General features: G+C 64.3%; 23 protein-coding genes. 16 read left to right on the forward strand and 7 right to left on the reverse strand.

What is annotated here, in order from left to right; translation table 11 throughout:
* Positions 1 to 11: 11 nt before the first annotated feature.
* The 5 genes from CH289_RS24030 to CH289_RS24050 form a co-directional block, all read right to left on the reverse strand.
* Positions 12 to 1895 carry a putative nucleotidyltransferase substrate binding domain-containing protein gene (locus CH289_RS24030; RefSeq protein WP_037181422.1) on the reverse strand — a complete coding sequence of 628 codons (1884 nt, stop codon included), beginning with the start codon at positions 1893 to 1895 and terminating at the stop codon, positions 12 to 14.
* Positions 1879 to 3432 carry a GMC family oxidoreductase gene (locus CH289_RS24035; RefSeq protein WP_020110231.1) on the reverse strand — a complete coding sequence of 518 codons (1554 nt, stop codon included), beginning with the start codon at positions 3430 to 3432 and terminating at the stop codon, positions 1879 to 1881. The genes CH289_RS24030 and CH289_RS24035 overlap by 17 nt, the downstream gene beginning before the upstream one ends.
* Entirely contained in the window at positions 3429 to 4949 is a 1521-nt protein-coding gene (locus CH289_RS24040) for an APC family permease (RefSeq protein ID WP_019664145.1), read from the reverse strand. Before CH289_RS24040 ends, CH289_RS24035 begins: the two co-directional genes overlap by 4 nt.
* 38 nt (positions 4950 to 4987) lie before the next feature.
* The gene (locus CH289_RS24045) at positions 4988 to 6517 is read right to left on the reverse strand and encodes an aldehyde dehydrogenase family protein (protein WP_179276867.1); all 1530 of its coding nucleotides are present in this window, start codon (positions 6515 to 6517) and stop codon (positions 4988 to 4990) included.
* A gap of 76 nt (positions 6518 to 6593) precedes the next feature.
* Complete coding sequence (locus tag CH289_RS24050; protein ID WP_019664147.1) at positions 6594 to 6773, reverse strand: hypothetical protein; 180 nt, start codon at positions 6771 to 6773, stop codon at positions 6594 to 6596.
* 162 nt (positions 6774 to 6935) lie between these two features.
* Between CH289_RS24050 and CH289_RS24055 the strand changes: the two genes are divergently transcribed.
* From CH289_RS24055 to nuoN, 16 genes are all read left to right on the forward strand, one after another.
* Positions 6936 to 7580 carry a CG0192-related protein gene (locus CH289_RS24055; RefSeq protein WP_176458844.1) on the forward strand — a complete coding sequence of 215 codons (645 nt, stop codon included), beginning with the start codon at positions 6936 to 6938 and terminating at the stop codon, positions 7578 to 7580.
* Positions 7581 to 7670: 90 nt separating this feature from the next.
* Positions 7671 to 8078: an Rv3143 family two-component system response regulator gene (locus CH289_RS24060; protein WP_020110236.1), complete on the forward strand. Its 408-nt coding sequence runs from the start codon at positions 7671 to 7673 to the stop codon at positions 8076 to 8078.
* A 196-nt stretch (positions 8079 to 8274) separates the two neighbouring features.
* Positions 8275 to 8634, forward strand: a complete 360-nt coding sequence (locus CH289_RS24065; RefSeq protein ID WP_094728753.1) for an NADH-quinone oxidoreductase subunit A — start codon at positions 8275 to 8277, stop codon at positions 8632 to 8634.
* 38 nt (positions 8635 to 8672) lie between these two features.
* Positions 8673 to 9227: a NuoB/complex I 20 kDa subunit family protein gene (locus tag CH289_RS24070; RefSeq protein ID WP_019664151.1), complete on the forward strand. Its 555-nt coding sequence runs from the start codon at positions 8673 to 8675 to the stop codon at positions 9225 to 9227.
* Entirely contained in the window at positions 9224 to 9880 is a 657-nt protein-coding gene (locus CH289_RS24075; protein ID WP_019664152.1) for an NADH-quinone oxidoreductase subunit C, read from the forward strand. Before CH289_RS24070 ends, CH289_RS24075 begins: the two co-directional genes overlap by 4 nt.
* Complete coding sequence (gene nuoD / locus CH289_RS24080; protein WP_094728755.1) at positions 9880 to 11211, forward strand: NADH dehydrogenase (quinone) subunit D; 1332 nt, start codon at positions 9880 to 9882, stop codon at positions 11209 to 11211. Before CH289_RS24075 ends, nuoD begins: the two co-directional genes overlap by 1 nt.
* Positions 11208 to 12035, forward strand: a complete 828-nt coding sequence (nuoE, locus tag CH289_RS24085; protein ID WP_094728757.1) for an NADH-quinone oxidoreductase subunit NuoE — start codon at positions 11208 to 11210, stop codon at positions 12033 to 12035. Before nuoD ends, nuoE begins: the two co-directional genes overlap by 4 nt.
* A gap of 1 nt (position 12036) precedes the next feature.
* Positions 12037 to 13350 (forward strand): NADH-quinone oxidoreductase subunit NuoF, encoded by a 1314-nt coding sequence (gene nuoF / locus CH289_RS24090; RefSeq protein ID WP_094728759.1) that lies wholly within the window; start codon positions 12037 to 12039, stop codon positions 13348 to 13350.
* The gene (locus CH289_RS24095) at positions 13347 to 15695 is read left to right on the forward strand and encodes an NADH-quinone oxidoreductase subunit G (RefSeq protein WP_094728761.1); all 2349 of its coding nucleotides are present in this window, start codon (positions 13347 to 13349) and stop codon (positions 15693 to 15695) included. The genes nuoF and CH289_RS24095 overlap by 4 nt, the downstream gene beginning before the upstream one ends.
* On the forward strand, positions 15692 to 16942 hold the full coding sequence (gene nuoH / locus CH289_RS24100) for an NADH-quinone oxidoreductase subunit NuoH (RefSeq protein WP_019664157.1): 1251 nt from the start codon (positions 15692 to 15694) through the stop codon (positions 16940 to 16942). The genes CH289_RS24095 and nuoH overlap by 4 nt, the downstream gene beginning before the upstream one ends.
* Positions 16935 to 17438, forward strand: a complete 504-nt coding sequence (gene nuoI / locus CH289_RS24105) for an NADH-quinone oxidoreductase subunit NuoI (protein ID WP_019664158.1) — start codon at positions 16935 to 16937, stop codon at positions 17436 to 17438. Before nuoH ends, nuoI begins: the two co-directional genes overlap by 8 nt.
* Positions 17435 to 18154 (forward strand): NADH-quinone oxidoreductase subunit J, encoded by a 720-nt coding sequence (locus CH289_RS24110; RefSeq protein WP_094728763.1) that lies wholly within the window; start codon positions 17435 to 17437, stop codon positions 18152 to 18154. Before nuoI ends, CH289_RS24110 begins: the two co-directional genes overlap by 4 nt.
* Positions 18151 to 18450, forward strand: coding sequence for an NADH-quinone oxidoreductase subunit NuoK (nuoK, locus tag CH289_RS24115; protein ID WP_020110242.1), 300 nt, complete (start codon positions 18151 to 18153; stop codon positions 18448 to 18450). Before CH289_RS24110 ends, nuoK begins: the two co-directional genes overlap by 4 nt.
* Position 18451: 1 nt before the next feature.
* The gene (nuoL, locus tag CH289_RS24120) at positions 18452 to 20332 is read left to right on the forward strand and encodes an NADH-quinone oxidoreductase subunit L (RefSeq protein WP_037181424.1); all 1881 of its coding nucleotides are present in this window, start codon (positions 18452 to 18454) and stop codon (positions 20330 to 20332) included.
* Positions 20326 to 21852, forward strand: coding sequence for an NADH-quinone oxidoreductase subunit M (locus CH289_RS24125; protein WP_094728765.1), 1527 nt, complete (start codon positions 20326 to 20328; stop codon positions 21850 to 21852). Before nuoL ends, CH289_RS24125 begins: the two co-directional genes overlap by 7 nt.
* Positions 21849 to 23426, forward strand: a complete 1578-nt coding sequence (gene nuoN, locus CH289_RS24130; protein WP_037181427.1) for an NADH-quinone oxidoreductase subunit NuoN — start codon at positions 21849 to 21851, stop codon at positions 23424 to 23426. Before CH289_RS24125 ends, nuoN begins: the two co-directional genes overlap by 4 nt.
* A 3-nt stretch (positions 23427 to 23429) precedes the next feature.
* On the opposite strand, the gene CH289_RS24135 is transcribed toward nuoN, so the two are convergent.
* Complete coding sequence (locus CH289_RS24135) at positions 23430 to 23786, reverse strand: universal stress protein (protein WP_019664164.1); 357 nt, start codon at positions 23784 to 23786, stop codon at positions 23430 to 23432.
* Between the two features lie 29 nt (positions 23787 to 23815).
* Complete coding sequence (locus CH289_RS24140; RefSeq protein WP_020110246.1) at positions 23816 to 25279, reverse strand: sugar porter family MFS transporter; 1464 nt, start codon at positions 25277 to 25279, stop codon at positions 23816 to 23818.
* Positions 25280 to 25457: the final 178 nt, after the last annotated feature.

Below are 25457 nucleotides of genomic sequence, written 5' to 3' on the forward strand. Positions count from 1 at the left end.
CTATCTCGACGTCACGGACGCACGCCGACGTTGCTCGCGAGATATCCCACACGTCGCTGAACCGCTGCGATCTCGCGGACGCCGTCTCCGAGCACACTACGTTCGATCGCGGAGAGCTCTCCCATGACGAGTACGTCTCCCGGCGCAAGGCCTGCTTCGAGCTGTTCGATCTGATGTCCCAGCCGCAGGCGCTGCAACAGAGTGAACACCTCGGTCAGAATGTCGACGTCGCGATCGGCCAGAAACCCGTTTCCCGACGCCGCCGCCAGTCTCGCCGGGGTGGACGCGGAGGCCAGCCCGACGGACAGGCCGCCCCACCGCGCAAGATTGACGATCGGCGTGATCGCGTGAGCCTTGAGATCGAACGTGCCGCCTCGTCGTGCCAGTACGTCACGCAGCGATCGAAGCCGGGCACGCCCGGCCAGTGCGTCGCGCAGTTGAAGTCGAAGCGCGTCGGGATGATCCGCGGCCATCGTGCGGTACACGTCGGGCACCGTGTGCAGTTCGGGATTTCCCCACACCACTCGCCCGTCGACGAGTAGAGACGACATGATCAGGCCCGAATCCGACGACGGATTGCCCCGGTCACCGAAGGGGTTGCTCAGCCAGTGTCCCGCCGCGGATTGCCATTGGGTCGCCGATCTCGCAAACCTCGGCGAGCTCGCCACTGCACCGTTCGAGTCGGCCGGTAGACCGCATGCGGCAAGGGTCAGATGCACTCGCGCAGCGAGGTCCATCAGCGCGGTGTCCCGGGTTCGCCCTCCGCCCGACGGATCGGGCAGTAGATCGGACCAGGACAGGGCGCTGTCCACGTCCGAGGACGGCATCGCTTCCCGACGTGCGACGCTGCCGAGCGTCAACCATGCGACGTCGGACCGCGGAACTTCGGGGTCTGTTCCCCGCTCGAGCTCGAGCGCGCGTCGGACGACGCTGTCCAGGACGACCGAGAGGATGGCGCTCACCGCAGTCGGTTCCGTCCCACCACGGAACAGGTCGATCGCGAGACCGGGAATTCTCCGAGCAGCGTCGATCAGCTCGCCCGTGGTCGTGGCAAGCGCAACCGATCGTCGCAGCACGAAGCTCCGCCGGGTCGACGCCGCATGCAGTTCGGAGTCCTCGATGACGCCGATCATCTCGCCTCGCCCCGACAGCACCGGCATGTGCCGCAGACCTCGATCCAGCATGTCCACCAGCACGGTGGCAGCTAATCGGTCGGCGGTGACGGTCTCGGCAGGTGCGGTCATGACGGCGCAGATCGGTGTGTCGACGCCGATGTCGGCGGCGACGACTCGGATGCGGAGATCGCGGTCGGTGAAGATCCCGTAGCGGCCACGGCCCAGCTGCACCAGTACGCACGATGCCCCGCGTTCGGTCATGGCCCGCACTGCGTCGCGAACCGTGGTGTCCGCATCGACGACGATCGCTGGACCGGACACCAGGTCGCCGACGGTTCTGCGTGTGGTTCGGTCGGTCGGACCAGCCACAGCCGCAGTGGCGGTGGTCACCGCCTCGGCAAGGAACGCCAGGCCCGCGGGTTCGGAGAACAGCGGGCGCATGAGCGTCCCGGGCAGCTGGACGACGACGCTCGGTTCCGTCGTACGAGCGACGAAGCCGAACGTCGATCCGGTCAACATGGCCGAGAACCCGAACACACCGCCGACGTCGACCGTGTCGACGGGAACGGCCGTGAGCGCCGTGTCGTCCGGCTGCAGAATGACGACCCGACCGCGTCGGACCACCCACACCGAATCGACGTCGCGCATGTCGACGTCGAGAATGATTGCCCCGGTGGGGTACTCGACGCTCCGGGCCTCGGCGCTCAGCGCGCCCAATTCTCCGGGCGTCGCGGTCCGGAACGGAGGGTAGCGGGCGAGGAAGTCAGCTGTGTCGTCCACGGATCAGGTCCGCGCATTTCTCTGCCATGGTCATGACGGTGATGTTCGGGTTGACCGAGGGCAACTTGGGCATCGCCGATGCATCCACCACACGCAGGTTGCGTACGCCCTTGACCCTCAATTCCGGGTCGAGCACCGCCGTGACGTCTGCGGCGGACCCCATCCGTGCGGTGCCCGCCGGGTGATAGACGGTGTTGTGTGTCTTGTGCACGTACTCGAGCAGGTCGTCGTCGGTCACGGCGTCGGGTCCTGGAGCGAGTTCACGTTCGATCCAGGACGACAGCGGCCCTCGCGCGGCGATCTTCCTCGCCAGCTTCAGGCCGGCGAGCATGACTGCGTCGTCGTGTCCGTCCGGGTCGGTGAAGTATCGGGGGTCCACTTTCGCGCGGTCCCGGAAGTCACGGCTCCGTAGGCGTACCGTGCCCCGCGACCGGCCCTGAGTCACGTTGGGAGTCAGACAGAATCCGTTGTCGGTCGTCGGGTATCCCCAGCGGAGGGTGTTCATGTCGAACGGGACGCTGCCGTAGTGCATCATGACGTCGGGGTAGTCGAGGTTCGGTTCGGTCGCGGCGAAGATACCGATTTCCCACCACTGCGAGGACGTCGTCACCATGGGCCGTGACGCTTCCCAGAAGACGAGGCCTTCGACGTGGTCGTCGAGATTTTCACCGACACCGGGCGAGTCGACTCGCACATCGATTCCCATGGAGCGCAGATGATCCGCGGGTCCGATGCCGGACAACATGAGCAGTTTCGGTGTGTCGATCGCGCCTGCTGTGACAATGACTTCGCGGCGCGCGGTGATCGTGTCGTACCCCGTCAGATCAGGTCGTTGGCAGCGGATCCCGGTTGCGGTGAGTGCGTCGTCGATCAGAATCTCGCTGATCCAGCTGTGAGTCCGAACCTCGAGATTGGGGCGTGAGTCCAGAATCGGATGCAGATACGCGTGTGAGGTGGACATGCGCGTGCCGTCCTCGCCTGCGTTGATCTGAAACCACCCGGCACCGTCGATGACGGTGTCACCGCGGTTGAACTGCACGGTGGGCAGACCGACCTCGGCAGCGGACTCCAGAACCGCTGTCCCGCAGGGATCCACGGGAGGAATGTCGCGGATGCGCACGGGCCCGTCGTGACCGCGTCCGGTGTCGTTGTTCTCCACTCGCGCCACCAACGGCAGCACGTCCTTCGCTCCCCACCCCGTTGCGCCCGCGGCTTCCCAGTCGTCCAGCGTCTGCGCGGGCGGGTGAAATGCGATGCAGGAGTTGTGCGACGAACACCCTCCGAGCACTTTCGCCCGGGCATGGCGCATGAAACTGTTGCCCCGCTCCTGTGGTTCGACGGGATAGTCCCAGTCGTAACCGGAATCCAACAGGTGCATCCACTGCGACAGGTCGAGAATGCTGTCGTCGCCCACATCGGACGGACCAGCCTCGACGAGGCACACGGTCACGGACGGATCCTCGCTCAGTCTCGCTGCGAGAACACACCCTGCGGTACCGCCTCCTGCGATGACGTAATCGAATGCCGCGTCCGTCACGACGGACTCCTCTCCTCACCGGTGGATGCATGTGACTTCAACGTACCGATGTGGCGACGACCCGTCGTTCCGTACCAGGCCAGACCCAGCACCAGAATCACACCGATGTAGACGAACGCACCCCACGTGTTGTACCAGGGACTGCCGTACACCGCGACGCGCGGCCACGCCAGATTCAAGGCCATGCCTGCTCCCCAGACGACGGCGACCAGATTGACGATCAGGCCGGCTCTGCCCATCGTGAAGTAGCCGCCGGGTTTCAGGTCCTTCGGTGGCCATTCTCCTTTGAACCGCTTGACGAGCAGCGGACCGGTCACCATCAGATACGCGAGGTAGATCATGATGATCGCGATCGACGTCAGCACCGTGAAGATCTGCGGCTGACCGACGTTGACGACGAGGATCGCGATGGCCAGCACGCCGATCGTCACGGCAGGCACGACCGGAGTCTGGGTCTTCGGATTGACCTTGGCCAGGCTCTCGCCGAACGGCAATGCGTTGTCGCGTGCCATGGCGAACGTCAGACGGATCGCTGCGGTGTGGACGGCCAGTGAGCAGACGACGACGGCGACGACGATGCAGATCAGGAAGACCGTGCCGAGGGGACCCCACATCACCGATTCGACTATCGACTGAAGACTTCCCTCGGGGCTGCCGAGCGAGGGATCCTCCAGGTCGGGGGCTGCCATCACCGCGAACACGAGAATCGCCCCGCCGATGACGAACGACGCGAGAATGGCGCGCAGAATCGCCTTCGGTGCCGTCCGTCTGGGCTCGACGGTTTCCTCGCCGAGCGACGACGCGGTGTCGAATCCGTACATGACGTAGCCGGACGCAAGAGATGCGACGAGGAACGCGGCAAGGAAGCCGCCGCTCTCACCTGCTCCGTATCCGTTGGTGGAGAAGAAGACCTCGGGGCCTCGTGTGATGTTGGCCGCGAGAATGACGGCGATCAGCACTGCGGCGATCAACTCGATGAACACACCGGCACTGTTGATCATTGCCATCAACTTGACACCCAGCGCGTTGATGGTCGTGGTGATCGCGATCATGATTGCGCCCAACAGGACTGCGTTGGTCGCGAAATCGTTGTCTCCGCTGCCGTCGCCGATGATCTGGAAACCGGTCCAGATTCGCGGAAGATTCAATTGCAACGCGAGAACCACGGCCGACAGCGTGACGATCGACGCCGTCAGCATCAACCAGCCCGCAGACCACCCCACGATGCGCCGCCCCAGGAGCTTGGCCCAGTTGTAGACCGATCCCGCGACCGGATATTTGGCGGCGAGCTCCATGAAACACAGTGCGACGCAGAGTTGCCCGACGAACACTGCAGGCCACGACCACAGGTAGGCGGGCCCGGCCGTACCGAACCCGAAGTAGAACAGCTGGAACGTGCCGGTCAGAATCGATATGTAGCTCACACCTGCGGCGAAGCTGGCGAACTTTCCCAGACTTCGATCGAGCGATTCCTTGTAACCGAAATCGTCCATGCCGCTGTCGGAATCGACTGTCATACTCGTACTGCCTTTCGTCCGGCAGAACTCGTGGAATCTCAGGGGGTGCTGAACCACCCGGCCGCCGTGGGCGAGGTGTTGTGCCAGATATGCTTGGCTTCTTGATATTCGGACAATCCGGACGGGCCCAGTTCTCGACCGTTTCCGGATCGTTTGAATCCGCCCCATTCGGCCGCAGCAGTGTAGATGCCGAAGTCGTTGAGCCACACCGTTCCGTGCCGCAATCCGCGCACCATACGTTCGCCCCGCGCACTGTCCGACGTTCGGACACCCGCCGCGAGACCGTAGTTCGTGTCGTTGCCGAGACGCAACGCGTCCTCCTCGGTCGTGAAACGCTCAACAGTGAGTATGGGCCCGAACGTCTCGTCCTGCACGATTTTCATCGAGCGATCGCATCTGTCGAACACCGTGGGCAGAAAGAAGCTGCCGGCAGCAAGGCGCGGATCCTCGGGCCGTCTGCCGCCGACGACGAGCTCGGCACCTTCGGAAATCCCCAGTTCGACGAAGCCCTCGATCTTCTTCAGCTGCGCCTCCGACACGAGCGGTCCGGTCTCGGAGTTCTCGTCCAGGCCCGATCCCATCGTGATGTGGCCCGCGCGTTCGGCGAGTGCAGCGACGAATCGGTCCGCTACCGACTCCTCGATGATCAGCCGGGTCCCGGCAGAACACACCTGCCCCGAGTGCAGGAACACCCCGGTCAACACATGATCCACGGAGTTCGCGAACGCGTCGTCGTCGACGAGTGCATCGGCGAACACGATGTGCGGGTTCTTTCCGCCCAGCTCGACGGCAACCTTGGTCACGTTCGCGGCCGCCGCCGCCAGGATCGTTCGGCCCGTCGCCAGTCCCCCGGTGAACGAGATGAAGTCGACGTCCGGATCGGTCGTCAACGCCTCACCGAGTACGGCCCCGCTTCCCTGCACGAGGTTGACCACACCCGCAGGCACCCCTGCCTCTTCGACCAGTTTGGCGAACGCGATGGTGCTGAGCGGGGTCACTTCGCTGGGCTTGAGCACCATCGTGCACCCGGCCGCCAGCGCCGGTGCGATCTTCCAGGAGATCTGCAGAAGCGGATAGTTCCACGGCGCGATCATGACGCACACACCGATCGGCTCGTGTACGACGCGGCTGAGAATTTCGGGCCGTCCGACGTCGACGAGCCGGTCGCTGTGCACCGCCGCGAGTTCCGCGTAGTACCGGAACACCGATGTCACGTCGTCGATGTCGATTCGGCTCTCGGCCAACGTTTTACCGGTGTCGACGGTTTCCAGGTGCGCGAGTTGCTCCTTGTCCCGTTGCAGGAGATCCGCGATCGTACTCAGCAGCGCTGCCCGCTCGGAGACAGCCGTTGCCGGCCAGGCGCCGTCGTCGAAGGTTCGACGCGCCGCCGTGACAGCGTCTCGCGCGTCCGCGGGCGTCGCTTCGTCGACGACGACGACAACGCGTCCGTTCGACGGATCGACGATCTCCCGGGTGCCCCCGTCGGACGACTCCGTCCATCGTCCGTCGATCCACAACGACGGGCGCAGATTCGCTGTGTCGAGTGCTTCGTTTCCGGAGGTGGGCACGTCGGACTCCTTCTCGCTGACCGGATGACTCGTGATCAACCGTAAGCCCGCGAGGGGTCTTCGTGTGCCAGTGCCGTCAGGAGCAGGCTGCGAGCACCCGTGCGACGTCGACGTCGTCGAGTGCCGCGGGAGGATTACGGAGCAGAATTTCGCGCAGTCGGCCGACGAATGCCTGACGACTGACTCCGAACTCGTTCAACACGTCCTCGCTGGGCCCGTCGCCGTGCGGAAACTGGGCTGTCACATGATCGTGCATGGGCTTCCTCGCAGCTCGTCCGGGGTTCAGGGCTCCGGTGCGGTGCCTAGTCGGGGGTCTGCGGCACCGCGCTCCGGAGTTGCATGGTTAATCAGTCCAACGACTCGAACCGTTACACATCGATACTGAATGGAACGCAGGCATGCAGGTAGCGTGCACGTCATGGCCATCATTCACGCCGCAGAGTTGACGCCGAGCAAGCGCGACGCTCTCCGCGCCTGGCTACCGTCGCGTCCGTGGACGAGCAGCACGGATGTCGACATCCTCGGCGCGTACAGATTCGACGATCCCGCCGGTGCCGTCGGGATCGAGACATTCTTGATCTCGACCGGCGGCCGAGTACTGCAGGTCCCGCTCACGTACCGCGGCGCACCGTGGCCCGGGTCCGACGACGCCCTCGTGACGACGATGGAGCACTCGGTCCTGGGAACGAGATGGGCGTACGACGGTGTGGCCGATCCGGTGTACGTGACCGCGCTGGTAACTGCGATCCTGACCGGTGGAACCGAGGCCGCCCTGGTGTACGACTACGAGGAGTACGACTACGAGGCTCCGCCGGAGAAGCGGGCCGTCACCACCCGAGTCGTCGGCACCGGAACCCCGGGCACCCCGGTACCTGCCTTCGACTCGGTGTCGTCGATCGATTCCGACGACTCGACGACGATCACCGCCGGGGCGACGCGCATCGACCTCGTCCGTGTCGTCGACACCACTCGATCGACCGCAGCCGGCCCGTCCCTGACCGGCATCTGGCCCGGCCAGTCCGAGCCCGTCGTCCTGGCCTGGATCAGGCCGCACGAGGATTGACAGACGAGTACGGACTCGTTGTCGGACAGAGGTTTACCTAATTCTGCCGAACCGTACCCACGGCGATGGTTCGGACGTAGCATCGCTCACGTGACCGCCTCGCTGCGCATCCTCGTCTACAGCAGCAATGCGCACACGCGCGCCGACGTCACCTCGTCCATCGGACGACGCCCCGATCCATCGCTTCCGGATGTCGAATACCTCGAGGTCGCGAGCGAGCCCATGGTGGTGCATCACCTCGACGCAGGCGGTATAGACCTTGCGATCCTCGACGGAGAGGCAGCGCCGGCCGGCGGGATGGGTGTCGCCAAACAGCTGAGGGACGAGATCGAACACTGCCCGCCGCTGGTCGTTCTCACCGGTCGACCCGACGACAGGTGGCTGGCCGAGTGGTCCGGCGCCGATGCTGCGGTGTCGCAACCCCTCGACCCGTTCGTTCTGACGAGGGCAGTGACGGATTTACTGCGCACGTCGTCGAAATCTGTCGGTCACAACTGATTTCCTTCGCCGACTCGTGACGGCGCAAGATCAACTTTTCGACCGACACGCCGATCCGACTGGCCGAAAACCGAGACAAGTCGGGGCATCGCACCGGTAGGCTGTGTTTCAGCTCACAATTTCTGTTGGCTAAGGACCTCTTGGTCGGCAGAACTCCTCATTTGCTCACAAGGCAGGCACGGAGAGGCGACACAGGTTGAACCAGTACATCCCCATTCTGGTCCTGGGCGCTGTCGCAGTCGCCTTCGCCCTCGTGTCCGTCGTCATCGCAGCAGTTGTCGGGCCCAAGCGCTACAACCGCGCCAAGTTGGATGCCTACGAATGCGGAATCGAGCCGACCGCGCAGCCGATGGGAGCTGGTCGATACCCCGTCAAGTTCTACTTGACGGCCATGCTGTTCATCATCTTCGACATCGAGATCGTCTTCCTCTATCCCTGGGCTGTTCACTTCGACGCGCTCGGCATCTTCGGTCTTCTCGCAATGGGCATGTTCATCGTCAGCGCCGCCGTCGCGTACGCCTACGAATGGCGTCGAGGCGGCTTGAGCTGGGATTAGTCCGCCGATCGCGCGCCGAACAACAAGAAGGGTCCGACATGGGTCTCGAAGAGAAGCTCCCGAGCGGCTTTCTGCTGAGCACGGTGGAGGGGCTCGCCGGCTACGTTCGCAAAGGCTCGCTGTGGCCCGCGACGTTCGGACTCGCGTGCTGCGCGATCGAGATGATGGCCACCAGTTCGGGGCGGTTCGACATCGCACGTTTCGGCATGGAGGCGTTCCGCGCATCCCCTCGGCAGGCCGACCTGATGATCGTCGCCGGACGGGTCAGCCAGAAGATGGCACCGGTTCTTCGGCAGATCTACGACCAGATGGCCGAGCCGAAATGGGTTCTGGCAATGGGCGTGTGTGCATCCTCGGGCGGGATGTTCAACAACTACGCCATAGTCCAGGGCGTCGATCATGTCGTTCCGGTCGACATCTATCTGCCGGGCTGTCCGCCGCGGCCGGAGATGCTGCTCGACGCGATCCTGAAACTGCACGAGAAAATTCAGGAGATGCCGCTGGGCGTCGACCGAGAGACGGTAGCGCGTGCCGCCGAGGAAGCCGCATTGAACTCCAGGCCGACGATCGAGCTGAAGGGACTGCTTCGATGACGGTGGACAAGCGCGGGATGTTCGGCGTCCGCGGGACGGGCGACACCTCAGGGTACGGGCGGCTCGTGATACCGCCGCTGGTTCAGGGCAGCACCGAGCGGCCGTACGGAGGATTCTTCGACTCGGTCGCAGACGAACTCGCCTCCGCACTCCGAGACGACTTCGGTGTCGAGTTCGACGCCGCCGTCGAATCCGTCGTCGTCTTCCGCGGTGAATTGACCCTGCACGTCCGGCGCGAGCACCTGCGCGCAGTGGCGAGCACGCTTCGAAACGGTCCCGAGCTACGGTTCGAGATGTGCTTGGGCGTCAACGGCGTTCACTATCCACAGAACACCGGCCGGGAACTTCACGCGTGCTATCCCCTGCTCTCCATCACCCACAACCGTCGTGTTCGTCTGGAAGTGTCGGTGCCGGAATCGGATCCGCACATCCCGAGCCTCGTCGGTATCTACCCGACGAACGACTGGCACGAACGCGAAACGTTCGACTTCTTCGGCATCGAGTTCGACGGACACCCGTCGCTGACACGCATTCAGATGCCCGACGACTGGGTGGGTCATCCCCAGCGCAAGGACTATCCATTGGGTGGGATTCCCGTCGAGTACAAGGGCGCGAGCATTCCCCCACCCGATCGACGGCGGGAGTACAACTGATGACGGACACAGCAGGCCACGACACGTCGGCCCCTCCGGAGAAATCCTTCACCGTGTCCGGGCAGGACTGGGACGACATCGTGGCGGCAGCCGCCGACACGTCGACGTCGTCGGAGGAGCGGATCGTCGTCAACATGGGTCCGCAGCACCCGTCGACGCACGGTGTACTGCGTCTGATTCTGGAGATCGAAGCCGAGACCGTGACCGAGGCCAGATGCGGGATCGGCTATCTGCACACCGGGATCGAGAAGAACCTCGAGTTCCGAAACTGGACCCAGGGCGTCACGTTCGTCACGCGCATGGATTATCTGTCCCCTTTCTTCAATGAGGCTGCATATTGTCTGGGTGTCGAGAAACTCCTCGACATCACCGACGAGATTCCCGAGCGCGCGACCGTGATTCGCGTTCTGCTGATGGAACTCAACAGGATCTCGTCGCACCTCGTCGCGCTGGCGACGGGCGGGATGGAACTCGGCGCCGTGACTGCGATGCTGTTCGGATTCCGCGAACGAGAACAGATCCTCGACGTGTTCGAAACCGTCACCGGCCTCAGAATGAACCACGCGTACATCAGGCCCGGTGGTCTGGCGCAGGATTTGCCCGAGGGAGCGATCCAGAAGATACGCGATCTGCTGAAGACACTGCCGTCCGGATTGACCGACATGTCGAACATGTTGGACGACAACAGGATCTGGAAGGCTCGAACCAAGGGTATCGGTTATCTCGACCTCACCGGATGCATGGCGCTCGGGATCACGGGACCGATGCTCAGGTCCACCGGGCTGCCCCACGACCTACGCGTGTCGCAGCCGTACTGCGGTTACGAGAACTACGAGTTCGATGTGTGCACCGATACCGGGTGCGACGCGTACGGCCGCTACATCATTCGGGTCGCGGAGATGCGTGAGTCGTTGAAGATCGTGGAACAGTGCCTCGATCGGCTCCGGCCGGGACCGATCATGATCGACGACAAGAAGATCGCGTGGCCGGCCGACCTCTCCGTGGGGTCCGACGGAATGGGAAATTCCGCGGACCACGTCCGGGACATCATGAACACGTCGATGGAATCGCTGATTCACCATTTCAAGCTGGTGACCGAGGGGTTCCGCGTTCCGGCCGGGCAGGTCTACGTTGCCGTCGAGTCGCCGCGCGGCGAGCTCGGCGTGCACATGGTGAGCGACGGCGGAACTCGGCCGTTCCGGGTGCACTACCGGGATCCGTCGTTCACCAACCTCCAAGCCGTGGCAGCGACGTGCGAGGGCGGGATGGTTGCGGACGTCATCGCCGCCGTCGCCAGCATCGATCCGGTGATGGGCGGTGTCGACCGATGAGCGAGAAGGTCCACCTTCGACTCCGAACCCGCCCGGCCCCGTACCCGGACGATGTCCGGGTCCGCCTCGACGAGGACGCCAGGGCGATCATCGCGAGGTACTCGCCTCCGGACGCGCCGAACCCGGCGATGGCACGGTCGGCGCTGCTGCCGTTGCTCCACCTCGTGCAGTCCCAGGACGGGTATGTTTCCCCCACCGGAATCGAATTCTGCGCCGAGCACCTCGGGTTGACGGGTGCCGAAGTCACAGCCGTGTCGAGTTTCTACTCCATGTATCGGCGCGAGCCGACGGGCGACTACCTCGTCGGCGTCTGCACCAACACTCTGTGTGCCGTGATGGGCGGAGACGCGATCATGGACGCTCTGCGCGAACACGTCGACCCCGCCGATCCGGCCGTGACGCTCACGCACATCGAATGCAATGCGGCGTGCGACTACGCGCCGGTCGTCATGGTCAACTGGGAGTTCTTCGACAATCAGACACCGGAATCCGCTCGTGCACTGATCGATTCGCTCCGCTCCGGCAACGAGGTGGTTCCCACCCGTGGTGCATCGTTGTGCACGTTCCAGGAGACGGAGCGAATTCTCGCCGGTTTCCCCGACCAGCGGCTCGGCGCCGTGCACGCGGGTGGACGTGCGGGCGCGCCGACGCTGGCAGGTCTGCGGTTCGCTCGCGAGCACGGAATGAACGCGCCGACTGCGGACGAAGTGCGAGACAGTGGAGCCGCCCCGTTGGGCTCCGAGCAGGCCAACGCCGCCGAGACCACCAAGGACAAGCCCGCACCTGCACCGACGGAATCGGTTCCCCCCGAGAAAGGACCGTGACGTGGCGCTGACCCCTGTCCTGAGCAGTTACTGGGACGACCCCGAATCATGGACCCTCGAAACCTACGGACGCCACGGTGGCTACGACGGCCTCCGCCGTGCACTCGAGATGCCCGCGGCCGACGTGATCGCCACGGTCAAGGACGCGGGACTTCGGGGCCGTGGAGGAGCCGGATTCCCGACGGGGATGAAGTGGAGCTTCATCCCGCAGGGTGACGGCAAGCCGCACTATCTCGTGGTCAACGCCGACGAGTCCGAGCCCGGCACGTGCAAGGACATGCCGTTGCTTCTGGCGACGCCGCAAGTCCTGATCGAGGGAATCGTGATCGCGGCGTACGCAATTCGGGCGCACCGCGCCTACATCTATCTGCGAGGCGAGGTCGTCCCCGTGCTTCGACGTGTTCAGGCTGCAGTCGAGGAGGCCTATGCCTCCGGGTATCTCGGCAAGGACATCCTCGGCAGCGGATTCGATCTGGACGTCGTGGTGCACGCGGGCGCGGGCGCGTACATCTGCGGCGAGGAGACGGCTCAGCTGGACTCGCTGGAGGGTCGACGTGGGCAACCTCGACTACGGCCGCCGTTTCCTGCGGTGGCAGGTCTGTACGCGTGCCCGACGGTGGTCAACAACGTCGAGTCCATCGCGAGCGTCCCGTCGATTCTGCGCAACGGTGTCGACTGGTTCCGGTCCATGGGCAGCGAGAAGTCCCCGGGTTTCACGCTGTACTCGTTGTCGGGGCACGTGACGACTCCCGGACAGTACGAGGCTCCGCTCGGCATCACACTGCGGGAGCTTCTGGACTACGCGGGCGGTGTGCGCGAGGGTCATTCGCTGAAGTTCTGGACGCCAGGCGGGTCGTCGACGCCGATCTTCACTTCCGAGCATCTCGACGTTCCGTTGGACTACGAGGGCGTCGGTGCAGCCGGATCCATGCTGGGCACCAAGGCATTGCAGATATTCGACGAAACGACGTGCGTCGTACGTGCGGTACGGAGATGGACGGAGTTCTACGCCCACGAATCCTGCGGCAAATGCACGCCGTGCCGCGAAGGAACGTACTGGCTCGTGCAGATCTACGAGAGGCTCGAAACCGGCCGCGGAACGGAATCGGATCTCGACACGTTGCTCGACATCGCGGACAGCATTCTCGGCAAGTCCTTCTGTGCCCTCGGCGACGGCGCAGTCAGCCCGATCACGTCGTCGCTGAAGCATTTCAGAGACGAGTACGTGCAGCACATCGGCGCATCCTGTCCGTTCGATCCGCACCGCAGCACGCTGATGTCCGCCGAACTGACAGCGGGAGGGCTTTCGTCATGAGTACCTCGGTGGACACCGTCACCGTCAGCATCGACGGCCAGGAAATCCAGGTCCTTCCCGGCACCCTGGTGATACGTGCCGCGGAGCTGATCGGCATTCAGATTCCCAGGTTCTGCGACCACCCGCTCCTCGATCCGGTGGGGGCCTGCCGCCAATGTCTCGTCGAGGTGGAGGGCCAGCGCAAACCGTTGGCGTCGTGCACCACCATGGTGACCGACGGCATGATCGTTCGCACTCAGCTGAGCTCGCCGGTTGCTGCGAAGGCGCAGAAGGGCGTGATGGAGCTGTTGCTCATCAATCATCCGCTCGACTGCCCGGTGTGCGACAAGGGCGGCGAGTGCCCCCTGCAGAACCAGGCGATGTCGGCAGGCCGGTCCGAGTCACGGTTCGTCGAGGAGAAGCGCACGTATCCGAAACCGATTCCGCTGTCCACCGAGGTGCTGCTGGACCGCGAGCGGTGCGTGCTCTGCGCGCGGTGCACTCGATTCTCCTCGCAGATCGCGGGCGACCCGTTCATCGAGCTCGTCGAGCGAGGGGCGCTGCAGCAGGTCGGCATCTACGAGAACGAGCCGTTCGAGTCCTATTTCTCCGGCAACACCGTGCAGGTCTGTCCGGTCGGGGCACTGACCGGAGCGGCGTACCGATTCCGCGCTCGGCCCTACGACCTGGTGTCGACTCCGAGCGCCTGCGAGCACTGCGCCAGCGGGTGCGCGCAACGTACCGATCATCGCCGCGGAAAAGTGTTGCGCCGCCTGGCGGGAGACGACCCGACCGTCAACGAGGAATGGAACTGCGACAAGGGACGGTGGGCGTTCACGTACGCCACCGAGCCCGACAGGTTGACCACTCCGCTCGTGCGCACGGCAGACGGATCTCTGGAACCCGCGTCGTGGTCCGAGGCCATGGCAGTCGCGGCCGCGGGACTGAGCAAGGCCGATCGAGTGGGCGTGCTCGTCGGCGGCCGCGCAACCGTGGAGGATGCCTACGCGTATTCGAAGTTCACTCGGGTCACGTTGCGCACGAACGACATCGATTTCCGTGCTCGTGCACACAGCATCGAGGAGGCCGAGTTCCTCGCCTCGCATGTCGCCGGCGCCGACACGAACGTCACCTACGCGCGACTCGAGAACGCTCCCGCAGTGGTCCTGGTCGGATTCGAGCCCGAGGAAGAATCGCCCATCGTCTTCCTCAGACTGCGCAAAGCCGTCCGCACGAAGGGTCAGAAGGTGGCGGCCGTCGCGCCGTTCCTGTCGGCCGGGACGTGCAAGCTGGGCGCGTCGTTGATTTCCTGTGTGCCCGGCCAGGAGCCCGCGGCGCTCGCCGACCTCGGAGATCTGCCCGAGGGCAGTGTGATTCTGGTCGGCGAACGAGTGGCGGACACTGCTGGCGGCTACACGGCGGTCGTCGCCGCATCGCAGGAAACCGGTGCTGCCCTGGCCTGGATTCCTCGACGGGCAGGCGATCGTGGTGCGCTCGACATGGGAGCGCTGCCGACCCTTCTTCCCGGTGGGCGACCTGTCGGCGACGCAGGCGCGCGAACGGACCTCGCCGAGTTCTGGGGCACGACTGCAGTGCCCGACTCCGACGGGCTGGACACGACGGGAATCCTCGGCTCGGCGAGGTCGGGCGGCGCACTCGTGGTCGGCGGCGTCGAGCTCGCGGACCTGCCCGATCCCGCCGCCGCAGCAGCGGCGCTGAACAGCGCATCGTTCGTGGTCAGCCTCGAGATCCGCCACAGCAGCGTCACCGAACATGCGGACGTGGTGTTCCCGGTCGCTCCGGTGACCGAGAAGGCAGGGACCTATCTGGACTGGGAAGGCCGCTCGCGTTCCTTCGAGGCAGCGATTCCCGATTCGCGGTCGCTGACCGACGGCCGGGTACTCCATGCACTCGCCGCCCAGATGAACGCGCCCATCGGCCTTCCCGACGTCCAGAGCACGCGCAGCGAGATCGACAGGCTGGGATCCTGGACGGGCGCGCCTCCCCCAGCGCCGAGCCACGATCCATCTCCGGCCCCGACACCGAGCGTCGGCGAAGCCGTTCTCGCCACCTGGAGAATGCTGCTGGATGCCGGCCGCATGCAGGACGGTGAACCGCATCTCGCCGGTACCGCGCGCACCCCGGTGGTGCGGCTGTCCCCCGGCACGGCGGCAGAGATAGGCGTCTCCGAAGGTGATCCGGTGACGGTGTCGTCGGGCGGGGGATCGATCACCCTCCCGCTGGCGATCACCGACCTACCCGATCGGGTGGTGTGGCTGCCGATGCGCTCGACCGGGTCCGAGGTCAACTCGGCACTCGGAGTAGGCAACGGCGCCGTCGTCCGTGTCGAAGGCGCGTCGTCGTGAGCGGGACGTTCGGGACGGACCCGTGGTGGCTCGTGGTCGCGAAGTCGCTGGCGATCTTCGTCTTCCTGATCCTGACACCGCTCGTCTGCATTCTCGTCGAACGGAAGGTCATGGCGCGTATGCAGAACCGCGTCGGACCGAACCGAGTAGGGCCGGGCGGAATGCTCCAGAGCCTCGCCGACGGCGTGAAGCTGGCGCTGAAGGAAGGGATCGTCCCCAAGGGCGTCGACAAACCGATCTACCTTCTGGCTCCGGTGATCGCGACGGTGCCCGCGTTCATGGCCTTCGCCGTGATTCCCTTCGGACCCGAAGTGTCGATCCTCGGCCACCGGACTGCCCTGCAGCTGACGGACTTTCCGGTCGGAGTCCTGTACATCCTTGCCGTCACATCCGTCGGTGTGTACGGAATCGTGCTCGCCGGGTGGGCGTCGGGTTCGACGTACCCTTTGCTCGGAGGGTTGAGATCCACCGCGCAGGTCATCTCGTACGAGATCGCGATGGGCTTGTCCTTCACCGCGGTTTTCCTGTACGCGGGCACCATGTCGACATCCGGAATCGTTGCCGCACAGTCGAACACGTGGTACATCTTTCTGCTGTTCCCGTCGTTCGCGATCTATCTGACGTCCATGGTGGGTGAAACCAACCGCGCTCCCTTCGACCTTCCCGAGGCCGAGGGTGAGTTGGTCGGCGGATTCCACACCGAGTACTCCTCCCTGAACTTCGCGATGTTCATGCTCGCCGAGTACGTCAACATGGTCACGGTGTCCGCACTCGCGACAACACTGTTCCTCGGCGGATGGCATGCACCGTTCCCGATCAGCCTGTGGGACGGCGCGAATGCCGGGTGGTGGCCGGTTCTGTGGTTCACGCTGAAGGTGTGGCTCTTCCTGTTCGTCTTCATCTGGCTGCGAAGCACGTTGCCGCGACTGCGCTACGACCAGTTCATGAATCTCGGCTGGAAGGTTCTGATCCCGATCTCGTTGATCTGGATAATGCTCGTGGCCACCGTCCGCGCGTTCCGCATCGAAGGATACGGATCACTGGCTGTCGCGCTGGTCGTCGTCAGCGCCGTCGTGGCTCTGTCGGTAGCGGTCTTCGTCCGGCGCCGGTTGCACCGCGAGCCGGACGAGCCGTCCCCACCGTCCACGCACGACGAACCGTTCGATCCGTTCGCCGGCGGTTTCCCCGTCCCGCCGATGCCGGGACAGACACTGCCGACACCAGTGAAGGAGCGCAGCGATGCCTGAATTTCTCGGTCCGGTGGCAGGTTTCGGTGTCACGTTCTCGACGATGTTCAAGAAGCCGGTGACGGAGTTCTATCCCGAGGACAAGGTGCCGACCGCTCAGCGTTACCACGGCAGGCACCAGCTCAATCGTTACCCCGATGGCCTCGAGAAGTGCATCGGGTGCGAGCTGTGTGCTTGGGCGTGCCCGGCGGATGCGATCTACGTCGAGGGCGCGGACAACACCGACGAGGAGCGCTGGTCCCCCGGTGAGAGATACGGGCAGGTCTATCAGATCAACTATCTCCGCTGCATCGGATGCGGGCTGTGCATCGAAGCCTGCCCGACGCGCGCGCTGACCATGACCAACGAGTACGAGTTGGCCGACGACAACCGCGCCGACCTCATCTACGAGAAGGACCGCCTCCTCGCGCCGATGGAGCCGGGCATGGAACCCGCGCCACATCCCATGGCCGAGAACACGACTGCGGCCGACTACTACCGGGGGACGATCCGATGAGCACCGGAACCGCCGAGGCCGTCCAGTTCTGGCTGCTGGGCGGATTGGCGGTACTGGGTGCGATCGCGATGGTCTGCGCCACCAAAGCCGTGTACTCGGCTCTGTTCCTCGCGGTCACGATGATCATCCTGTCCGTGTTCTACATCGCGCAGGGCGCGGTGTTCCTCGGCGTCGTACAAGTCGTCGTCTACACCGGCGCGGTGATGATGCTGTTCCTGTTCGTGTTGATGCTCGTCGGGGTGGACTCGGCGGACTCGTTGACCGAAACGCTGAAAGGTCAACGGCCTGCCGCGATCGCCGCAGGCATCGGCTTCGGGCTCGTCGTCATCGGTGCGATCGGCAACGCATCGGTGGAGAGCGGGCGACCGGACTTCGTCGGACTCGACGCCGCCAATGCGGGCGGCAACGTCGAAGGCCTCGCCGAGCTCATCTTCGTTCGCTACCTCTGGGCGTTCGAACTCACCGGTGCGCTGCTGATCATCGCCACGGTCGGCGCGATGATCCTCGCCCACCGTGAGCGGTTCACCGAGCGGCAAGGTCAGCGCGAGCTGTCCGAGCAGCGCTTCCGCGACGGCACTCACGTCACGCCGATGCCGAGTCCCGGAGTGTATGCCCGGCACAACGCCGTCGACTGGCCCGCGCGTCTGCCCGACGGGTCACCGTCGGAGCTGTCCGTCAACCCGATGCACCGCGGTCACCGGGACGGTGAGATGTGAATCCCGAGAACTACCTGTATCTGTCGGTCCTCCTCTTCACGATCGGTGCGGCGGGTGTTCTGTTGCGCCGCAACGCGATCGTCGTGTTCATGTGCATCGAGCTCATGCTCAACGCCGCCAACCTCGCATTCGTGACGTTCGCCCGGATGCACGGCAATCTCGAAGGCCAGGTCTTCGCGTTCTTCACCATGGTGGTGGCTGCAGCCGAGGTGGTCGTCGGCCTCGCGATCATCATGACCATCTTCCGTGCCCGCCGCTCGGCCTCGGTCGACGACGCCAACCTGCTGAAGAACTGACATGGACGCCATCTGGCTGTTGCCGGCGCTGCCGCTGCTCGGCGCTGTCGTGCTGCTCGTCGGAGGCCGGCGAACCGATCGATGGGGACACGCGCTCGGAACCGTCATGGCCGCGGTGTCCTTCGGATTCGCCGTGGTCCTCTTCGTCGACATGCTGGGCCGGGCTGCAGACGACAGGGCCGTGACCACCACGCTGTTCAGCTGGGTTCCCGTCGAACAGTTGCAGGTGGACTTCGGCTTTCGCCTGGATCAACTGTCCATGTGCTTCGTACTTCTGATCACCGGTGTCGGCACGCTCATTCACGTCTATTCCATCGGGTACATGGCGGAGGACCCGGACCGGCGACGGTTCTTCGCGTACCTGAACCTCTTCCTCGCCGCGATGCTCCTCCTGGTGACAGCCGACAATTTCCTCGGACTGTACGTCGGCTGGGAAGGTGTGGGTCTGGCGTCCTACCTGCTGATCGGGTTCTGGCAGTACAAACCGTCGGCGGCGACGGCGGCGAAGAAGGCCTTCGTCGTCAACCGTGTCGGAGACATCGGACTGATGGTCGCGTTGATGATCATGTTCGCGAACTTCGGAAGCGTCTCGTTCACGGACGTCTTCTCCGGTACTGAGACTGCGTCCAGCGGAACACTCACCGCACTGGGCTTCGTTCTGCTCCTCGCAGCGTGTGGAAAGTCGGCCCAGGTGCCGCTGCAGTCGTGGCTCGGTGACGCCATGGAAGGCCCGACGCCGGTGTCGGCGTTGATCCACGCGGCGACGATGGTGACCGCCGGGGTGTATCTGATCGTCCGATCCGGACCCGTCTTCGAAGCAGCCCCCGCCGCGCAGACCGCGGTGATCGTCGTCGGTGCCGTGACACTGCTGTTCGGGGCCGTCATCGGTTGCGCGAAGGACGACATCAAGAAAGCGCTGGCCGCATCGACGATGAGCCAGATCGGCTACATGGTTCTCGCTGCCGGCCTCGGTCCGTCCGGCTACGCATTCGCGATCATGCTGCTTCTCGCCCACGGATTCTTCAAGGCCGGACTCTTTCTCGGTGCCGGTTCGGTGATGCACGGCATGAACGACGAAGTGAACATGCGCAAGTTCGGCGGCTTGAGAACCGTCATGCCCGTCACGTTCGTCACCTTCGGTCTGGGTTACCTCGCGATCATCGGTGTTCCCCCGTTCTCGGGTTTCTTCGCCAAGGACAAGATCATCGAAGTCGCGTTCGGTGCCGGTGGAGTACAGGGCGCCGTGCTCGGAATCGTCACGCTCCTCGGTGCAGGCCTGACCGCGTTCTACATGACCCGAGTCATGGTGATGACCTTCTTCGGCCAGAAGCGCTGGGAGCCCGGCGCGCACCCACACGAGTCGCCGTCGACCATGACCGTGCCGATGATCGTTCTGGCGGTGGGTTCGGTTGCGGCTGGGGCCCTGTTCACCGTCGGTGGCGCGCTGACGCACTGGCTGGAACCGGTCGTCGGCGAGGCCCAGGAAGCGCACGTCGTACCCGCGTGGCTGGTGACCGTGATGGCACTGACGGTCGTGGCCGTCGGCGTCGGGCTCGCGTATCGCCGCTACGCGAGAACTCCCGTACCGCCGATCGCGCCGACACCCGTCACCGCGCTGACGGCTGCCGCACGAGTCGACCTGTACGGAGACGCCGTCAACGAAGCGTTCCTGATGCGACCGGGTCTGAAGCTGGCCGAGGCCGCGCAGCGTTTCGACGACGTCGCCGTCGAGGGCGGAACCCGCACTCTTGCGGGCGGGCTGACGTCGCTGTCCGCTCGCATTCGTGGCACGCAGACCGGGTACGTGCGCTCGTACGCTCTGACGATGCTGGCCGGTACGGCGGTAGTCCTCGCGATGATGGTGGCGGTGATGGTGTGGTGACTACTCTTCCGTGGCTGACCGTGTTGTGGCTGCTTCCGGTGGCAGGTGCTGTCCTGACCCTGATTTTGCCTCGTACGAGGCCACAGCTCGCGAAGGTGTGCGCGCTCGCGACCTCGCTGCTGACTCTGGCGGTCGCAGTGGTGTTGTTCGTCGGCTTCGATCCGTCCGGTGACGAATTCCAGTTCGTCGAATCCCACTGGTGGATCGAGTCGTTCGGAGCTCGATACGAGCTGGGAATCGACGGCATCGCTCTGGTGCTCGTCCTGCTGACCACGGTCCTGCTTCCGATCCTGCTGGTAGCCGGATGGAACGACCCGCGCGTCGGGCAGTCCACGCACGTCTATGTCGCATCGATTCTGATCGTCGAGTCGATGGTCCTGATGTCCTTCTGTGCCCTCGACGTGTTGCTGTTCTACGTCTTCTTCGAGGCCATGTTGATCCCGATGTACTTCCTCATCGGAGGATTCGGCGGACCGGGACGCGCCGCCGCGGCCGTGAAATTCCTGTTGTACAACCTCGTCGGCGGTCTGGTGATGCTGGCTGCGGTCATCGGACTGTACGTCGTGGCGGGAACCTTCTCGTTCCGTGAGATCGCCGACACCGTTGCTCTCGGCGACCTCGGCGTCACCCCCGGAGTTCTGAACGCGTTGTTCCTCGGGTTCATGTTCGCTTTCGCCGTCAAGGCACCCCTGTGGCCGTTCCACTCGTGGCTACCCGATGCCGCCGTCGAATCCACCCCTGCCACAGCCGTTCTGATGATGGCCGTCGTGGACAAGGTGGGCACGTTCGCGATGCTTCGGTATTGTTTGCAACTCTTCCCCGAGTCGTCGTCGTACTTCGCGCCGGTCATCGTCACTCTCGCGGTCGTGGGCATCGTCTACGGCGCCGTACTGGCGATCGCGCAGACCGACGTGATGCGTTTGATCGCGTACACGTCGATCTCGCACTTCGGCTTCATCATTCTGGGAATCTTCGCCATGACCAGCCAAGGCCAGGCCGGTTCCGCGTTGTACATGGTCAATCACGGAATCTCCACGGCAGCACTGTTTCTCGTTGCCGGTTTCCTGGTCTCGCGTCGCGGCACCCGCGTCATCTCGCACTACGGTGGCGTCCAGAAGGTCGCACCGGTGCTGGCCGGCACCTTCCTCGTCGCCGGTCTGGCCACTCTGTCGCTACCGGGGCTCGCACCGTTCGTCAGCGAATTCCTGGTACTGATCGGCACGTTCGCGAAGTATCACGTCGCTGCCGTCGTGGCATCGATCGCGCTCGTGCTGTCCGCGATCTACATCCTGTGGCTGTACCAACGGGTCATGACGGGACCACGCCGCGCCGAGAACGACGGAATGAAGGATCTCGTACCGCGTGAACTCGCCGTGATGGGCCCGCTCATCGTGCTGCTCGTCGTACTGGGCGTGTACCCGAAGCCCCTGCTGGACATCGTTTCTCCTGCTGTGCAGTCGACAGTGACCACCGTGCAAGGCATCGACAACGTGGCCGACGTGCCGGAGGGACCCCGATGAACGACTCCGTCCTGACCGCGCCGAGCATCGAGTACAGCGTTCTGTCACCGATGCTGATCGTCTTCGCCGCAGCTGTTCTCGGCGTACTCGTCGAGGCGTTCGCACCGAGTGCCGCCCGTCGCCGCATCCAGACGACCCTCGCCCTGACTGCGACGACGGGGTCGCTGGTAGCGGTCGTCGTCCTGGCCGTGTCCGGCTCCAGCTCACCCGGCACCCGGGCCGTGATGGGCTCGGTCGTGGTCGACGGACCCTCACTGTTCCTCCAGGGCACCCTCCTGCTCGTAGCCGTGCCCTCGTTGCTCATGGTCGGGGAACGCTCACTCGAACGCACCCGGGTGGACTCCTTCGCCCCGCAGGCCTCCACCGTTCCCGGAAGTCTGTCCGAACGCCAGGCAGGCCAGGCAGGCGCGGCGCAGACGGAGGTGTTCCCGCTGACGATGTTCGCGATCGGCGGCCTTCTGCTGTTTCCCGCGTCGAACGATCTGCTCACGATGTTCGTTGCCCTCGAGGTGTTCTCGCTACCGCTGTACCTGATGTGCGGGTTGGCCCGTCGGCGCAGGCTCCTGTCGCAGGAAGCCGCGATGAAGTACTTCTTGCTCGGCGCGTTCTCGTCGGCGTTCTTCCTGTTCGGTACCGCGATGCTGTACGGGTACGCAGGCTCGCTCGAGCTCGGCCCCATCGGTGCTGCCATTGCTCTCGGCGACGGCAACGACGTGCTGGCCGTGCTCGGTACTGCACTCGTCGGTGTCGGCTTACTGTTCAAAGTCGGTGCGATTCCGTTTCATTCGTGGATTCCCGACGTGTATCAGGGTGCACCGACTCCGATCACCGCCTTCATGGCCGCCGCGACGAAGATCGCCGCGTTCGGTGCCATGCTCCGCCTGTTCTACATCGCACTGCCGGACCTGCGCGACGACTGGCGACCGGCGCTGTGGGCCGTCGCGATCGTCACGATGCTGGTGGGCGCTCTGCTCGCGGTCACTCAGACCGACATCAAACGGATGCTCGCGTACTCGTCGATCACCCACACCGGCTTCATTCTCACGGGCGTCGTCGCTCTGGACGCCGACGGGTTGTCCGCGACGATGTTCTATCTGTTCGTCTACGGGTTCAGCACAGTCTCGGCATTCGCCGTCGTCACCGTCGTGCGCGACGGCAACGGCGAGGTGACCGAACTGGCGCGATGGGCCGGCATCGGTCGTCGCTCCCCCGCGATCGCCGCCGTCTTCGCGTTGCTGCTGTTGTCGTTCGCGGGGATCCCGCTGACGGCTGGATTCGTCGGTAAGTTCGCAGTTTTCCAGGCTGCGGCCGGCAGCGGCGCGACCGCCCTCGTCGTCGTCGGGGTGCTCAGTAGTGCCATCGCCGCGATCTTCTACGTCCGCGTCATCGTTCTCATGTTCTTCGCCGAGCCCGTGGCCCCCACGAACGACAGTGACGACGGTGGGAGTCCCACCGTCGTCACTCCGGGTGTCGCAACAGCCGTGGCCATCGGCTTCGGCGTCGTCACGACTGTCGTTTTCGGTGTGTTTCCACAACCGCTGCTGGATCTCGCCGCGGGCGCGGCGGTCTGGTGAGTCCTACGGCGCCTTGACCGCCAGGACCGAGACCGGCGAGGTCAGCAGCAGACGCTGACTGACACTGCCGAGCAGGGCCTTTCCGACCCGGCTGCGCTTCCTTATTCCGATCACCAGACGCGTGACGTCGGGGAACACTTCCAACTCGTCGAGAACGGCGGCGACAGGGTCGCGGTCCTCACGCCCCTCACGTTCGACGACGGTGACCTTGCAGTCTTCCGGAAGCACGGAGAGGTCGAGCTTTCCCAGCGTCAGGTTGACCGCGATCAGATCGGTGCCGAGAAGCGCCGCCTCGTCCGCCGCGGCGGACAGCGAATGGATGCCCTCGGGGCTGTCGGTCACTGCAACCAGAACTGACATGAAATTACCTCTCTCGGTGTAGCGAACCTCTAGGAGTATTCCTTGCGGAACCGGTCTTCCAGTTCTTCCAGCGACTGACCGCGTGTCTCGGGGACCTGCGTGTAGATGAACACCAGCGCCAGGAGGCCGAGTACCACGAAGATGAAGAACGTCGGTGCGATCCCGAGGGCATCGACGACAGGCGGGAACAGGAGCGCCACAGCGGCATTCGCGATCCACAGCGCGAAGACACAGACACCGATCGCGAAGCTGCGGATCTTCAGCGGGAAGATCTCCGCCAGCATGAGCCAGACCAGAGGTCCGATGGTGCCCTGCATGCAGAAGACGAACAGCACGACGAAGACCAGGATGAAGTACGCCTTGACCGTGCCGTCGGGAAGCAGCAGTGCAGAGAGTCCGACCAAGAGATGGAACGTGGTGGTCAGAGCGAAACCACCGAGCAGCATCTTGCGACGATCCACCTTGTTCATCAGGTACAGGCCGACGGAGATACCGAGAACGCTGAACAGTCCGTTCAGGATGTTCGCGACGATGGCCGCGTTGGCGGAGAATCCGGCGTCACCGAGCAGCTGGGTACCGTAGTACATCACCGAGTTGATGCCGGTGAACTGCTGGAAGACACCGAGCCCGACGCCGATGTAGATCAGACGACGAATCCAGCGGACGGAAAGGTCGGTTGCACCGCCGGTCTTGGACAGCTTCTCTTCCTCCGCGAGCCGGTGGACCTCAGCCATTTCGGCTTCGGCGCGTTCGGGAGAGCGCACCTGCTTCAGGACCTCGAGTGCCTCGTCGTCGCGACCCTGCAGCACGAGCCAGCGCGGACTCTCGGGCATACGGAGCATTCCGACGAAGAGAACGATCGCGGGTGCAACGGCGACGAGGAGCATGAAGCGCCATACCGAGTCGTGTTCGCCCCAGACGTTGAAGATGATCGCGTTGATGATGAAGGCTGCGAACTGTCCGCTGACGATCATGACTTCGTTGCGGGTCACGACGCTGCCGCGCCGTTCGGCGGGCGAGATCTCGGAGAGGTAGACCGGCACCGTGGCCGACGCACCACCCACGGCCAAGCCGAGGATGAAGCGGAACAGCGCGAGAACCTCCCACGTGGGGGCGAGCACACAGCCGAGCGTTCCCACCATGAACACGATCGCGAGGAGGAGGATGTTGTGGCGACGTCCGAACTTGTCCGAGAGTCGGCCTCCGACGAGAGCGCCGATGGCGGCACCGAAGATCAGAATGCTGACGACGAAGCCCTCGGTGAACGTGCTGAGACCGAGGTCCTCCTTCAGGGGCTCAAGCGCTCCGTTGATCACTCCGGTGTCGTATCCGAAGAGCAATCCGCCGAAGGTCGCGATCACCGCGATGATGCCTAGCCGATGACTGTGTGTTCCTGCTGTGTCCGGTGGGAGAACTGCACCGGTCGATCCGTCACTACGGGTCATCTCGATCCAATCTTGTGTGCGTCCGAAGGAGTGTTCCTGCGACCGCATCCGATTCCTTGTACGTATGTCTTTACATATTTCTAGCCTGCTGAGAACTGGATCACAAGTTCCTCCTTCGAGGAAACTACTCACTGAATCGATCCGACCTGGGCCGACAGTATCGACTTTTGCCTGCAGCTACGCTGCGAATGTGCAACATGAAATGGCGAATTCCGCGCCGCCCACG

It is taken from the genome of Rhodococcus sp. RS1C4, from assembly GCF_002258225.1.
GTDB lineage: Bacteria > Actinomycetota > Actinomycetes > Mycobacteriales > Mycobacteriaceae > Rhodococcoides > Rhodococcoides fascians_E.

Bases quoted from the DNA above. Each gene is read 5' to 3' on its own strand.
- CH289_RS24095 (WP_094728761.1), top strand. From the start codon at position 13,347: ATGAGTACCTCGGTGGACACCGTCACCGTCAGCATCGACGGCCAGGAA.
- nuoN (WP_037181427.1), top strand. From the start codon at position 21,849: ATGAACGACTCCGTCCTGACCGCGCCGAGCATCGAGTACAGCGTTCTG.
- CH289_RS24055 (WP_176458844.1), top strand. From the start codon at position 6,936: ATGGCCATCATTCACGCCGCAGAGTTGACGCCGAGCAAGCGCGACGCT.
- CH289_RS24135 (WP_019664164.1), bottom strand. From the start codon at position 23,786: ATGTCAGTTCTGGTTGCAGTGACCGACAGCCCCGAGGGCATCCATTCG.
- CH289_RS24040 (WP_019664145.1), bottom strand. From the start codon at position 4,949: ATGACAGTCGATTCCGACAGCGGCATGGACGATTTCGGTTACAAGGAA.
- nuoI (WP_019664158.1), top strand. From the start codon at position 16,935: ATGCCTGAATTTCTCGGTCCGGTGGCAGGTTTCGGTGTCACGTTCTCG.
- nuoE (WP_094728757.1), top strand. From the start codon at position 11,208: ATGAGCGAGAAGGTCCACCTTCGACTCCGAACCCGCCCGGCCCCGTAC.
- CH289_RS24070 (WP_019664151.1), top strand. From the start codon at position 8,673: ATGGGTCTCGAAGAGAAGCTCCCGAGCGGCTTTCTGCTGAGCACGGTG.
- CH289_RS24075 (WP_019664152.1), top strand. From the start codon at position 9,224: ATGACGGTGGACAAGCGCGGGATGTTCGGCGTCCGCGGGACGGGCGAC.
- CH289_RS24110 (WP_094728763.1), top strand. From the start codon at position 17,435: ATGAGCACCGGAACCGCCGAGGCCGTCCAGTTCTGGCTGCTGGGCGGA.
- nuoD (WP_094728755.1), top strand. From the start codon at position 9,880: ATGACGGACACAGCAGGCCACGACACGTCGGCCCCTCCGGAGAAATCC.
- CH289_RS24050 (WP_019664147.1), bottom strand. From the start codon at position 6,773: ATGCACGATCATGTGACAGCCCAGTTTCCGCACGGCGACGGGCCCAGC.
- CH289_RS24140 (WP_020110246.1), bottom strand. From the start codon at position 25,279: ATGCGGTCGCAGGAACACTCCTTCGGACGCACACAAGATTGGATCGAG.
- nuoL (WP_037181424.1), top strand. From the start codon at position 18,452: ATGGACGCCATCTGGCTGTTGCCGGCGCTGCCGCTGCTCGGCGCTGTC.